Here is a 14,247-nt window from a genome sequence, read left to right on the forward strand (position 1 = left end):
TTAAAAAAATAAGGATTTATTTTGGTAGCGTTTCTCAAGCTAAGTTCTAGGATAAGGAAGGCTGGAACTTAGATTGAGAATTTACCCTTTTAAGTTCGAGTTGCAAAAAACATAAAAAAGCACCTCCCTAAGGAAGTGCTCAATTAGAAGTTGTCTGACTCTAATTGTTATTTTGGGAAAACTTAATTGTAAAAATTAAGCTTCGATTTCTGAAACGATACCTGAACCAACAGTACGTCCACCTTCACGGATAGAGAAAGTAGTACCTTGTTCAACGGCGATTGGGTGGATCAACTCAACTTCGATAGTAACGTTATCACCAGGCATTACCATTTCAGTACCTTCTGGCAATTTGATTGATCCAGTTACGTCAGTTGTACGGAAGTAGAACTGTGGACGGTAGTTGTCAAAGAATGGTGTGTGACGTCCACCCTCTTCTTTAGAAAGAACGTAAACTTCACCTTTGAATTTCGTGTGTGGGTTGATTGAACCTGGTTTAGCAAGAACTTGTCCACGCTCGATTTCATCACGTTGAACACCACGAAGTAGGACACCAACGTTATCACCAGCAAGACCTTCGTCAAGTTGTTTACGGAACATCTCAACACCAGTAACGATTGCTTTAGTGATTTCTTCTTGGATACCAACGATTTCAACTTCATCATTGACACGTACAGTACCACGGTCGATACGACCTGAAGCAACAGTACCACGTCCAGTGATTGAGAACACGTCCTCAACTGGAAGAAGCAATGGTTTGTCAGTGTCGCGTTCTGGTTCTGGAATGTATGAGTCAACAGTTGCCATCAACTCCATAACGATGTCTTCAAACTTAGAATCACCTTCAAGTGCTTTAAGAGCTGAACCTTGGATAACTGGAAGATTATCACCTGGGAAGTCGTATTCTGAAAGAAGGTCACGGATTTCCATTTCAACCAACTCAAGCAACTCTTCATCATCAACAAGGTCAATCTTGTTCATGAAGACGATAAGGTTTTTAACCCCTACCTGACGTGAAAGAAGGATGTGCTCACGTGTTTGTGGCATTGGTCCATCAGTTGATGCTACTACAAGGATAGCTCCGTCCATTTGAGCGGCACCAGTGATCATGTTTTTAACGTAGTCCGCGTGACCTGGAGCGTCAATGTGAGCGTAGTGACGTGCTTCAGTTTCGTACTCAACGTGTGCAGTGTTGATAGTGATACCACGCTCACGTTCTTCAGGAGCAGCATCAATAGACGCATAGTCTTTTGGTTGGTTAACTGATGAAGGCAAGCGACGTGCCAATACAGTTGTGATAGCTGCTGTCAAAGTAGTTTTACCGTGGTCAACGTGTCCGATTGTACCAATGTTAACGTGGGGTTTACTACGATCGTATTTTTCTTTTGCCATTTTAGGAAAAGCCTCCAATAAAATATATTTTATAGATAGACAGTAGGCAATACGGTCTAACTTTACCCTCTTATTCTATCAAACTGACATGAAATTGCAAGTCTTTTATACGTTTTTCGGTATTTTTACGGATTTAATCATTTTGTAAGGCTGTTTTGCCCTCTAAATGCCTCTTTATTTGGACCAAATCACTCAATTTTTGAGAATTGGGTTAAAAAAAATGCATTAGAAAAGAGGCTGAAAATCCAGCCTCGTTGATTCTTGGTTCTTGATACGGTGTTTTTCACTTAGCCTAGTTCTTTTTCGGCTTCTTCAAGGATATCAGCTCTTTTTTCATTGGCATCAATATTTAAAACCATGGCAATGGCTACTGATAATACTAGCAAGCTATTGCCTCCTTGTGATAGGAATGGGAAAGTAACACCAGTAGAAGGGATTAAGCCAGAAATACCGCCTATATTAACAAAGACCTGTGTCAGCATCATACCACCGATACCGATGGCCATCATGGCATTAAAATGATTTTTAGCCTTAATCCCCACAAGAATAATTCTTAGAATCAAGAAAAAGACCAGTGCCAAAATCAAGCAAGCGCCTATCATGCCAAGCTCTTCCATAACAATGGAAAAGACAAAGTCGGTTGTGGCTTCTGGAAGGTAGCCTCGTTTTTCGATAGAATGCCCAAGTCCAAGCCCAAACCAACTGCCATTACTCATGGCATAATAGGAATGAGCTAATTGGTGACCTGAATCGGTTAAATCATTAAAGGGATTGAAAAAAGCACTGAAACGCTTGGCCACATAACCAAAAACGGGGACTTTAGCCATGGTTTTAACCCCAACTAGTCCGATAAGACCTAAAAATAGAGCCGATGCTGCTGTGATGCTTAAAAAAATAGCTGAGAACCAGCGGTAACCGATACCACTAATGGAAACCATAATCAAGACAGTTAGCACAATAATAGCAGCATTACCAAGATCGGGCTGAGCAGCGACAAGCCCGATTAAAAAGAGACAGACCATCCGCCAATCGGTTAAGTCACTGCCACTACGTGGCCACCATCGTCTTTTAGTTAAGGCTTGATAGTCATAGACAGCGATAGCTTTTTGCCTCCGACTAAAGGTGAAGGTCAAGAACCAAATGACGATGATTTTGAGATACTCAGCTGGTTGAAAGCTGATACGTCCAATAACAATCCAGCCGTGCGCACCATTAACCTCTTGTGTGAAGAATCTTGCGACGATTAATAGGATGACTTCAACAAGCAGAGCCATTGTCAGGACATTGGCATTTTTTAAAAAATTGAGCCTTAGTCGGTAAATGAACCAGATAGCCAAGAGGCTGACCACCCAGAATGCCCCTTGGTTAATCATTGCTTTGAAAGGGTTGATGCTATAATCCACTAGGGTAGCACTGGTGGTAGAATACACAATAATCAAGCCTAAGACTGATAAAATCATGTAAGGGATCAGTATTGAGTAATTGAGTAGGTGTTTTTTGTCAATATGCATTTGTTTATTTTCTCCATCGATAACACTAGTATTATACCATCTTTCCCCAAAAAGCCCAATCAAAAAAGCAAAGACAAGACCTTGCTTTTTGAGGTTAGAGAGCTATGACAAGTCTTGTCTTAGACTTGAGTGGCTGGTCTAGCCTGAGTTACGTAAGCCGGTAGCGATGCCATTGATGGTAATGTGAATCAAGGTTTCTTGGCTTGGGTCTAGGGTTCCTGCTCGCAGACGCTTGATTAACTCAATTTGAATATAATTTAAGACATTAAAGTAAGGCAGGCGATAGTGCAAGCTGTTTTTGAGGTGTGGTAAATCTTCTAAGAGCTCCTCACGTTGCTCGATTGCTAAGATGACATTTTTGGTTAGTTGCCACTCGTCTAAAATCGTTAAGAAAACATCTCGAACCTTTTGGCTTTCTGCCATTTGGGCGTATTGGAAGGCAATGTTCATGTTTGATTTTGAAAGCACCATGTCTACATTGGCAAGTAAGGCTTTAAAGAAGGGCCAAGATTGGTACATCTCTTGTAGGATGCCCAAGTTTTCGGGAGCTTTGTCAATGAAGCTTTGGAAACTTGAGCCGACACCGTACCAGCCTGGAAACATAACACGGTTTTGTGACCATGAAAATACCCAAGGAATGGCACGTAGTCCTGAAATTTCGGTGATGGTTTTTCGAGCTGCAGGACGTGAGCCAATATTGAGGCTAGAGACCTCTTTGATGGGACTTGCTTCAAAGAAGTAGTCATAAAAATGCGGGTTTCCAAAGACAAGATCTCGATAAATAGCTTTACTATCTGCAACAATGTCTTCCATGGTGGATCGGTAATCGTCAATTTTATTGGGATCTGTGATCATGCGTGTCATCATGCGATCAAGGGTAGCAGATAGTAGCATTTCCAGATGGTAGTAAGCAGAATCTTTGTTGCCATATTTGGTCCCGATAACCTCACCCTGCTCTGTAACACGAATACGATCTTTAATGGAACCAAAAGGCTGTGAGGTGATAGCGTCGTATGAAGGACCGCCACCACGACCAACAGTGCCACCGCGACCATGGAAGAAGGTCATTTTCACGCCATATGCTTCGCCTAGTTTGGTTAGTTCATTCTGTGCTTTGTAGAGGGTCCAACCAGATGCTAAATACCCACCGTCCTTGTTGGAGTCAGAGTAACCAAGCATCACTTCTTGATAGCCACCTTGATCTTTGACCCATGCTTTGACGATATCGAGACTGAGATAGTCTGTCATGATTCCCTTAGCGTTTTGCAGGTCATCGATGGTTTCAAACAAGGGCACAATTTGGATACGAGAATGCTCTTTATCCAAAAGCCCAACCTCCTTGAGCATAACGGCCAGCTCTAGCATGTCTGAAACGGTCTCAGTGTGAGAGATGATATGCTGCCTAATGACATCCTCTCCCAAACGATCTTTGAGTTCACGCGCTGTTTGATAGATGGCCAGCTCGGTTTCCAGTAGCTCTGATTTGGGAATTGTTGCCGCTGATAGGGGGCGAGGGTCCTCGATCAACTCTTGCAACAACAAGCGACACTTAGCATCCTCAGATAAGGCACTGTAATTACTCTCGATATTAGCTGTTCTTAGGAGTTCTGAGACACAGGCTTCTTGCACACTAGAGTCTTGACGCAGGTCAATAGTGGCTAGGAAAAAGCCAAAGACCTCTACCGCCTGGCATAACTCTAAGAAATCACCAGCTACCAAACTTTCCATGTGATTGGCTTCAAGCGATTCTTGGATAAGTGCCAGATCAACCTTAAACTCCTCGGCACTGAGATAGTAATCAGTCATCATGCCTTGAGACTTAGGTGAAGAAGAGGTTTTAGTCACATGTTTGTTGAGCTCTGTCTGTGGTTTTTTCAAAGCAATCAAGGTGTTCGACAATTTTGACTGAATGTAGTTAAAGGCCTTACGATAGGGCTCGTTTTCACGAAATTCAGAGTCATCCAGTGATTTTTCAGCCAAGGTTAATACCCCCTCTGAGACAGAAGTTAGGGTACTTGAGAGTGAGAATTGTCGATAAAGTTCGGCGATTTTCTCAATGTAGTAGGTCAAAATCACTTCACTTTGGAGAGTTGCTGATAGCCTCAACGTATCAGCTGTTACAAAAGGATTGCCATCGCGATCTCCCCCAATCCACATGCCCATAGTGATTGGTTTTGGATTGTCTAAAGCAATGCCGTGTTTTTTAGCCAGGGTCTTATACTCTTGTGTCAGCTTGGTAATGGCTTTGATCAAGGAAGTCGGGTAGTATTCCATGACATTGGTGATTTCATTTTTAACCTTCAGTTTTTTCTCACGAATGATATCTGTTTGCATCATCATTTGGACATAACGATGCAGGTCGGCATACCATTTGTCTTGGTTGATGAGTCCACGTTTGACATCGCGGTGTTTGCGAAGGAGATTATGGATTTTAGTGGTTAATTCTAGCATGGTTTTTCGCTGTACCTGGGTTGGGTGGGCTGTCAGGACAGGAACAACATTCAGATGATTGATGATATCAGATCCAAGATCATTTTCCACAATCATCCCCATGGCGGTTGATAACTTGCCAAGGTAATCTTGATTGCTATTATTTTGATAGTTGACTTCGTAGGCTAAGTCGACATCTTCGGCAATGTTAATGAGCAAGGGTAAGATGGCAAAATAGCGAGAGATTAAGACCATCTCGTCGTTGCTGATGCTTGCGATGACTTCTTGCAAGCCTTGATAATCATCTGTCTTAGATAGGGTTGTTAAGTCATTGATTTTGGCAAAGGCCTTATCTCCAAAGAGTTTTTTGGTGATGTCCTCTAAGAGCTGGGTCAGTATATCGACCTCTTCTTTGATGAGCTGGTGATTACTGCTGCTTTCTAATTTAGTGATGGTCACACAAATGCCTCCATTTCTTTTGATCTTTACCCCTATCATATCACTTTTACCGCCGAACTGCACTGGATACTTTTTGATTTTTGGAAGAAAATGTGTTTCATTCTTTTTTAGATGTCATCATATTGGTTTAAATCTGATATACTATAGAAATAGAACAAAGGAGACTCTTTTATGGAATTAAAAAAACGTTCAACATTTCCCGAAAATGAACTTTGGGACCTAACTGCCTTATACAAAGATCGTCAGGATTTTCTATTAGCCATTGAAAAAGCCTTGGCTGATATTGATACCTTTGTGCTTAATTATCAAGATAAACTTGAGACGGTTGCTGATTTTACCCAAGCCCTCATGGAGCTTGAGCAAATTTATATTCAGATGAGTCATATCGGAGCTTACGCTTTTATGCCGCAGACTACTGACTTTTCAGACGACTCATTTGCAGAACTGGCAAAGGCTGGTGATGATTTTGAGACCAAGGCTAGGGTGGCTCTTAGTTTCTTTGACACTGCCTTAGCGACAGCAGATCAGGCTGTTCTGGATACCTTAGAGGCCAACCCTCACTTTAGCGCAGCCATTCGTCAAGCCAAAATCCAAAAAGAACACTTGCTTGATCCTAAGGTTGAAAAAGCCTTGTCCAACTTGAGAGAAGTACTAGGTGCACCGCATGACATTTATACTAAAATGCGAGCAGGCGACTTTGCGATGGAAGACTTTGAGGTTAATGGTAAAACCTATTCAAATTCCTTTGTGACTTATGAAAACTTCTATCAAAACCATGAGGATGCAGCCGTTCGTGATAAGTCATTTCGTTCCTTTTCAGAAGGCTTGAGGGTCCATCAAAATACCGCGGCCGCAGCCTATCTTGCCAAAGTCAAATCTGAAAAACTCATGGCTGATATGCGGGGCTATTCATCTGTTTATGATTATCTTTTGGCAGAACAAGAGGTTGACAAGGCGATGTTTGATCGTCAAATTGACCTCATCATGAGTGACTTTGGACCAGTGGCTCAAAAGTACCTCAAACACGTGGCTCAAGTCAATGGCCTAGATAAGATGACCTTTGCAGATTGGAAACTGGATATCGATACTGACCTCAATCCTCAAGTCTCTATCACGGATTCCTATGATTTGGTGATGAAATCCCTTGCTCCCTTGGGACCAGAATATACGCGTGAGATAGAGCCTTATCAGACAGAGCGTTGGGTTGACTTTGCCGCTAATGCCAACAAAGATTCTGGAGGCTACGCCGCAGATCCCTACAGGATCCATCCTTATGTGCTGATGAGTTGGACAGGGCGTTTATCTGATGTTTACACCCTTACTCATGAGATCGGTCACTCGGGTCAGTTTATCTTTTCAGATAATCATCAATCTTACTACAATACTCACATGTCAACCTATTATGTAGAGGCACCGTCTACCTTTAATGAGTTGCTGCTAAGTGATTATTTGGAAAATCAATTCGATAGCCCTCGTCAAAAACGCTTCGCTCTGGCACATCGTCTAACAGACACTTATTTCCATAATTTCATCACGCACTTACTTGAAGCTGCTTTTCAACGTAAGGTTTATGATCTGATTGAAGCGGGTGGGACTTTTGGAGCAGAAACGCTAAATGCCTTCATGAAAGACGTTTTAACGGATTTTTGGGGTGATGCGATTGAGATTGATGATGATGCCGCCCTCACATGGATGCGTCAATCACATTATTACATGGGGCTCTATAGTTATACTTACTCTGCGGGTCTTGTGCTCTCAACAGCTGGTTACCTCAATCTCAAACAAAAGGCTAATGGTGCCAAAGAGTGGCTGGATCTTCTCAAATCAGGTGGTAGCAAAACACCACTAGAAACAGCGATGATCATCGGAGCAGATATTAGCACTGACAAGCCTCTGCGTGAAACAATCCAGTTCTTGAGCGATACGGTAGATCAGATTATAGCCTATAGTGAGGAGCTCTCTCATGACTAAACTGAGTGATTTTACCGTAAAGGCTCAAGATGGTCAGTCTCTATCACTTGAACGCTATTTAGGCAAGGTGGTTTTGATTGTCAATACGGCAACAGCTTGTGGGCTTACCCCACAATACCAAGGCTTACAAGAACTTTATGATGATTATCAGGAAAAAGGTTTTGAAATCTTGGATTTTCCTTGCAATCAGTTCATGAATCAGGCCCCTGGGACTGCAGAGGACATCAATGCTTTTTGTTCTCTCCATTACCAAACAAGCTTTCCACGTTTGGCTAAAATCAAAGTCAACGGCAAAGAAGCCGATCCCCTCTTTCAGTGGCTAAAAGAGGAAGCCAGTGGTCCTCTTGGCAAACCGATTGAGTGGAATTTTGTTAAGTTTCTATTGAACCGAGAAGGGCAGGTTGTTAAGCGCTTTTCAGCCAAGACAGAAGTGGCAGAACTCGTGAGCCATATCGAGCATTTGCTTTAAACAGTTCTGGTTTTTCTCTACCGCAGTTGTTCAAGCATCTGCTCTGCTTTTCAAAATATGACAAATTGATGACAAAACAAGGACATTATGGCTATTTAAGGTAAGTTACTTTGATTTTTTAGGTGTTTTAAGTTACAATATAACGAAGATGAGAAAGAGAATAAAACGAACGGTTGCGTTTATCTTTTTAAGCTTACCCATTATGGTCTTGGTTCTCGCCAATGTATATGCGACGGTTGCAAGAAGCATCAGGCTTAATGTTGCCAAGGCTAATATCCCTACCATAACGATAGCTTCTAAGGTTAGTAAACCGTCAACACAGACAGAAAAAGAAGAGCCAATCACCTCTTTAAAACCGATTATTGACGTCTCTGGATGGCAGCTTCCTAAAGAAATAGACTATGACTTACTGTCTAGCAATATTTCAGGAGCTATTGTTCGTGTCTTTGGAGGATCAGGTATTGGCATTGATAATAACGCCACAGATGCCCAAGGTGTCGACAAATCCTACAAAAAGCATATCACCGAGTTCCAAAAACGTCAGGTACCAGTAGCTGTCTACGCCTATGTGATGGGAACGAGTGTCAAGGAGATGAAAGAAGAAGCCCGTATCCTTTATGAAAAATCCCAACCCTTCAAACCAACCTACTATTGGCTAGACGTTGAGGAGAAGACCATGGATGACATGGATAAAGGCGTTGAGGCCTTTCGTTCAGAGTTGGAAAAATTAGGCGCCAAGAATATTGGCATCTATATCGGAACTTACTTTATGGAGGAGCACCGTGTTTCGATTGATAAGTTTGATGCGGTGTGGTTTCCTACTTATGGGACAGACTCGGGCTTCTATGAGGAAGCACCTCGTACGACTTTAAGTTATGATCTCCACCAATACACGTCTCAAGGTTATCTTGAAGGTTTTAACAAACCCTTAGACCTCAATCAAATCGCCATTAACAAAGACATTGGCGAAACCTACCAAAAATTATTTGGTCAAAAACCAAGCCCAAAAATGCAATAGTCCAAAAAAATGCTGACCAAAGTCTCCAATAACAAAAAAAACGCATCCTATCAAGTGTTTCAAAACTTTGATAGGATGCGTTTTTTGATAAGGTCATTTGCGAGCTATTCTCTCAAATGGCTTTTTGCCTACTGGCTCTAGGGCTCATGCCTTAAAACACGCGGTAGACATAAGGGTTGTCAGGTGCCTCTACTGGCTGGCTATCTGTAATATGCAGGACAGGAAGGGGTTGTTGCAGTTGGTTATTATACTCGGTTGCAATCCTTCCAGTCACCGTGACCCAGGTGTTATTAGCATAAGGTTGAACATTGCCAGTCGTAGAGAGACCATAGACGCCAGAGTCTGCGATGCAATGAATAATCCCAAAGCGAAAGAGGTATTGGTAGCCCTCATGTCCAGGCTCATTGTAGACAAAGCCTGTGAAGGAGATGTCTTTACCAGCAAAAAGATCGGGATAGAGATAGATCAGTTCCATGACTTCCATATAGTTGTTGGGACTAATACTAATTTTGTCCACATCTTGATAGGCTTGTAGCTCACGCTTCATTTCTTTTTGGTAGGCATTTTTGGTGAAATAAAGGCTGGTGTCTGGTTTTAGGTACTGCACGCGCGTGCCATCCTCAGACTCTCCTTGGCCGACAGATCCCACAGCTGTTGGGAAATAGTAGCCTTTAGCAGAAACGGTTGTGGAATCAAGGGTTACCGTAGGAACGAACAACCCAACTAAAACCGGGAAAACGAGTATCATAGGACTGGTCAGCTGTGCAACTTTTCCAGATAGATGAGAATGAAGGCGAAGGTTTTTCATCCAAATCACCAGTTGAACAATTGCCAATATAAAGGCTAAAACCATGGCAATAATGGCCAGGTAAGAATAATGGGTGTTAATATACTGATCCAACTTACCCGACAAGTAAAGGTACATGCTGAGTTCAAAATAACCAGCTAAGATCAAAAATCGAATCATGCGAAAACTCCTAAAGCAAGACAGTAAAGGGTGACAACAACCGCTGAAACAGCCACAAACTGAATGATAAACCGTGGTTTAAAACTGTTAACCATCATCATGAGGTTTTTGATGTCAATCATGGGACCGATGAGTAAAAAAGCCATGACTGGAGCCATCCCAAAGTTTGATAGTAGCGAAGCCCCGATAAAGGCATCTGCTTCACTACAAAGAGAAAGGATAAAGGCCAGTAGCATCATCACCAAAATCGCTGTCAAAGGATTGCCACCAATCGTAGCCAAAATCCGAGTCGGAACATAAATCTGCATGGCAGAAGCGATCAAAGTTCCAAAAACCAAGTAGCGACCAGTATCAAAAAAGTCGTCAATGGCGTGAGACAAAGCATAGAATATTTTTTGAGGAAGTGAATAACCACTGTAATCATGACAATGACTGGGCTTAATATAGTCTTTAACGATATCCTCATCAATGACAAAACCAAGCATCATACCAAGAACAATAGCCACTAAACTAGCACCAACTAGCCTTAGCATGACAAAACGCCAGGAATTGCCAAAGGCTGAATAGGTGGCAAAAAGGACAATAGGATTGATAATGGGGGCAGTTGCTAAAAAAGGAATAGCGGTGTAGCTAGGCACTTTTTTCTCTAAAAAACGATTGATGATCGGCACAATCCCACATTCACAAGATGGAAAGACAAACCCAACAAACGTTCCAAACAAAATGCGTAACATTTTTGACTTGGGCAAGCATTTGGCCACCCGATCAGGGGTGACATAAACACTGATAAAGCCTGATAAAATAGCGCCTACCAAGACAAAAGGAAGTGCCTCAATGATGATCGACATGAAAATCGCCATCCACTGGAGAACGCTGTCAGGTAATTGATGAAAGAAAGACATAAAGCACCTCACTTGAGTCGAGATTTAAGCAATCGCCAAAGAGCTCCTAGGCAAAAATCAAGCCCTAAAGCCACCACGATATTGATGAAAAGTGACCAAGGTAGACTATTGATGAGAAGAAACGTTAAAGCCCCTATCAAGATATAAACGATAATGTCAATGGTGCTGTCTTTTGGTGTCATCTGTTGCTCTCCTCTTTTTGATTCTTGCTTTCTATTTGGTCATTTTTTTTGTCGTCGCCTTTTTCAAGGTCTGAGTCTAACTCATCAGGCAGCTTGGCAAAGCGTGCAAACAGGTTGTCAAGTTTCTCGTCTTTACGGTATGAAATCGCCATAAGGCACCTCCTATTTTTTATCTTATCTCTATTATACTATCATTTTCTTAAATAAGAGAGCAGAAAAATTGGTGGAAGTATGATAGAGGATACTCAAAAAGGAGATGGGTAAGCTCTCTCATCTCCTTTGAGCGATCAATAATTCCTATTTGATAGCGGCTTAGGTTTATTGGTTATCAGAATGATCATCATAAAGTGAATAGGCAATAGAAGTACATGGCCACTAAAGTTACGGTCGTCTCAAAACCATCAAATCCATTTTTAGCAATAAGAAAGTGCCAGACGATTTTGCTAGAAAAACGATAGGAAAAGCGGGCTATTTTTTTACGCTACCAAAACCTCATACCAAAGTCTGTCCACAAAGGTCAGTTTAGGTCAGTGAAAGCTATCGAAAACCCCGCCAAATCAAGCATAACACTTGACAAATCGGGGGGGGGGGGGGGTAGAATGGAAGTGTATAACTATGTTACTTATTCCGCCCAGCGGATAGCATGATGTAAAAGGAGTTTTTATGACAAAACGCAGACACAAATCTTTCGACTGGCACGGTATCAGCCAGCGCTTCTCCCTCAGGAAGTACCACTTTGGTGCGGCCTCTGTCCTCTTAGGGACAGCGGTCATCCTAGGAGCAGCCGCTGGGGCTACCAGCGTCTCAGCTGACACCACATCAGCCCTAGTCAGCCCCAGCACCCTAGAGCCTACTCCTAGTACGGACCAGGCTACGATCGAGCAGCCAACAGCTCCAGCTGCCCAGTCCTCTGAGACACCAGCCCAAGCGCTCAGCCAGCCAGTCCCAGCCCCGCAGTCAGTAGCACCAGAGGCTCAGACCCCCCACCTAGCCCCCATCGCTAAGGCTGGCCTGGTCTTTAGTACCTCCCTCACACCAGAGGATTTTCTAACCAATAGCGCTGACCTCAAAGCCCAAGGAGCCACCATCAGCTTTACAGATGGCCAGCCAAGCCCAGACGCCACCAGTGTCAGCCTCAAGGTTGTTTATCGAGATGGGACGGAAAGATTGCTCCAGATTCCAGTCATACTGGAAAAACGATCAGTAGACATCCTAGTAGCTGAGCAAGTCCAGCCAATCTCAGAAGCGACTGAATTAGAAGTTAATGTAGATCAGACGGAAACAGAAACCACCCCAGGAAAAAAGAGGGTCAAAAGAGCCTTGACTAACCCTAAAAACCAGACTAACCTGCCCTATTTTAACGTTGCTACTAAAGAAATTCTTAAAGAATCGATTCAGAAAGCTTTGCCTAACGACTCTAATCATCCCGAATATTATAAAGATGGTTTGAAATTTGGTCATTCTTTTACAGATAGTGGAAAAATTGGTATCGGTGAAGAAGACAAGGAAAATCAGTATACTTTTTCTTACTATAATCGCTATAATGAAAAGGTGACCTTTAAACTGATATCGACAACGATGCCACAAAAAGAAGCATCTTTTGCGAACGCTGTGCAAATTGATGGAGCTGCCGGTCACTCTAAACACACAGCCTCAACAACACATTATCAGGAGTATGCAAAAAACGCACTTATTGAAACAGGAGGACGCGGTGAAAGTGTCTATGAAATCAACATAGAAGGACGTGAGAAATTAGGTCTAGTTGCTCTAAGGCCCTACTTACCAGTCAACTATGCAACTTCTTACCAAAAAATGGAGGTTAAATTTTCTCATGCCAATATACTTGCGGTAGGACTTCATAATCTTCCCAGAGACAATTTTTATTTTGAGGAAAAAAAGATAGATGGTCTCGAATCATCTGAACTCTATACTACTCCAGTTGCTAAAAATACTGAGGATGGTGTTGAGTTTGTAGCCCATTCCATGGACACCCACGATTTAAGATATGGTGCCTCACCAGAAGAAAAAAAAGAATTCTTACAAACAAAGAAAGAAAGTAACAAAAATTTAAGCCAAGACTCAGTAGCAGTTCTAACGAATTCTCCAACGATTCGAATGACGGTAAAAAAAGTGCAATCCACTACCTTGAATTCAATCGAAAGGTATGACGCGTTAAAAAGAACAGGATATGATAGTGTTCAATCCCCAGAATATCAGTACGACATATTTCTTGGTTTGAATGGCGGTGTTTGGAACAGGTTAGAGCTCTCTGACAAGGTCAATGTCAAAAACGCTTCAAACCTTTCTGAAAGTGAAAAAGAAACGATTATACAAGCCATCAAAAATTCTGACTATATAAAAAAGAAAGGAAATTATTCAGGGGTAAGAAGAATCGTTGTTACCCAAGAGGGAGATGCTCAGCTTATCTTCCACCCAGATTATAAAACAATCGTCATTCCAAAAGAAAGTCTAATCACCGAAAGCCCAGCGCTTGAAGTGCCAGTCATTGCCCCAATCGACAGCGATGACCGCACCATTTCTATCACCCTTAAGACCGAAGCGACAGACAAGTCTCAAGTGGTTGTGACGATTGATGATGTGCCCGTGGAAGCTGATAAGATTTCAGTTGTTGGTACAGATGTGACGGTTACACTTGATAGACCACTGACAGCTGGTCAAACAGTGGGTGTGGTACAAACGTCACCAACCCAGAAAGACTCGCCAAAAGCGGTGGCACAAGTGGCCAAGACAGCATCTGAAACCGCCCAAGACGGCAAGAAAGACCCTGTCAAAGTCCCAGTCAAAGACGCGACAAACGTCTCTGAGGACGAGAAAGCCAAGATCAAGGAAGCCATCAAGGTCGCCTATCCAAACCTACCAGGTACGGAAACGATTGACGTTAACCAAGATGGAAGTGCTCGCATTACCTTCGTAGACGGCAGTGCG

Annotated in this window: 11 protein-coding genes; 4 read left to right on the forward strand and 7 right to left on the reverse strand. The window is 42.5% G+C overall.

What is annotated here, in order from left to right; all coding sequences use genetic code 11:
* Positions 1-195: 195 nt before the first annotated feature.
* The 3 genes from tuf to ppc all read right to left on the reverse strand — a co-directional run bounded on the left by tuf (position 196) and on the right by ppc (position 5,792).
* Entirely contained in the window at positions 196-1,392 is a 1,197-nt protein-coding gene (tuf, locus tag ACMZ6Z_RS07865; RefSeq protein WP_416132015.1) for an elongation factor Tu, read from the reverse strand.
* 287 nt (positions 1,393-1,679) lie between these two features.
* A complete protein-coding gene (gene ftsW / locus ACMZ6Z_RS07870) occupies positions 1,680-2,903 on the reverse strand; it encodes a cell division peptidoglycan polymerase FtsW (protein WP_416132016.1) in 1,224 nt (407 codons plus the stop codon).
* 138 nt (positions 2,904-3,041) lie between these two features.
* Entirely contained in the window at positions 3,042-5,792 is a 2,751-nt protein-coding gene (gene ppc / locus ACMZ6Z_RS07875; protein WP_416132017.1) for a phosphoenolpyruvate carboxylase, read from the reverse strand.
* 171 nt (positions 5,793-5,963) lie between these two features.
* Here ppc and pepF point away from each other — a divergent pair, with 171 nt between their 5' ends.
* From pepF to ACMZ6Z_RS07890, 3 genes are all read left to right on the forward strand, one after another.
* Entirely contained in the window at positions 5,964-7,763 is a 1,800-nt protein-coding gene (pepF, locus tag ACMZ6Z_RS07880) for an oligoendopeptidase F (protein ID WP_416132018.1), read from the forward strand.
* A complete protein-coding gene (locus tag ACMZ6Z_RS07885) occupies positions 7,756-8,232 on the forward strand; it encodes a glutathione peroxidase (protein WP_416132019.1) in 477 nt (158 codons plus the stop codon). Before pepF ends, ACMZ6Z_RS07885 begins: the two co-directional genes overlap by 8 nt.
* 148 nt (positions 8,233-8,380) lie before the next feature.
* Positions 8,381-9,250, forward strand: a complete 870-nt coding sequence (locus ACMZ6Z_RS07890) for a glycoside hydrolase family 25 protein (RefSeq protein WP_416132020.1) — start codon at positions 8,381-8,383, stop codon at positions 9,248-9,250.
* Positions 9,251-9,401: 151 nt separating this feature from the next.
* Here ACMZ6Z_RS07890 and ACMZ6Z_RS07895 read toward each other — a convergent pair whose 3' ends face one another.
* From ACMZ6Z_RS07895 to ACMZ6Z_RS07910, 4 genes are read right to left on the reverse strand one after another with little or no spacing between them, the layout of a single operon-like run.
* The gene (locus ACMZ6Z_RS07895) at positions 9,402-10,217 is read right to left on the reverse strand and encodes a TIGR03943 family putative permease subunit (RefSeq protein WP_416132021.1); all 816 of its coding nucleotides are present in this window, start codon (positions 10,215-10,217) and stop codon (positions 9,402-9,404) included.
* Positions 10,214-11,119, reverse strand: a complete 906-nt coding sequence (locus tag ACMZ6Z_RS07900; RefSeq protein ID WP_416132022.1) for a permease — start codon at positions 11,117-11,119, stop codon at positions 10,214-10,216. The genes ACMZ6Z_RS07895 and ACMZ6Z_RS07900 overlap by 4 nt, the downstream gene beginning before the upstream one ends.
* 8 nt (positions 11,120-11,127) lie before the next feature.
* Complete coding sequence (locus tag ACMZ6Z_RS07905) at positions 11,128-11,301, reverse strand: hypothetical protein (protein WP_416132023.1); 174 nt, start codon at positions 11,299-11,301, stop codon at positions 11,128-11,130.
* The gene (locus tag ACMZ6Z_RS07910; RefSeq protein WP_416132024.1) at positions 11,298-11,453 is read right to left on the reverse strand and encodes an SPJ_0845 family protein; all 156 of its coding nucleotides are present in this window, start codon (positions 11,451-11,453) and stop codon (positions 11,298-11,300) included. Before ACMZ6Z_RS07910 ends, ACMZ6Z_RS07905 begins: the two co-directional genes overlap by 4 nt.
* 511 nt (positions 11,454-11,964) lie before the next feature.
* Between ACMZ6Z_RS07910 and ACMZ6Z_RS07915 the strand changes: the two genes are divergently transcribed.
* Positions 11,965-14,247, forward strand: a 2,283-nt coding sequence (locus ACMZ6Z_RS07915) for a YSIRK-type signal peptide-containing protein (protein WP_416132025.1), incomplete at its 3' end; no start/stop codon positions are given.

Source organism: Streptococcus pluranimalium (genome assembly GCF_047785705.1).
GTDB lineage: Bacteria > Bacillota > Bacilli > Lactobacillales > Streptococcaceae > Streptococcus > Streptococcus pluranimalium_A.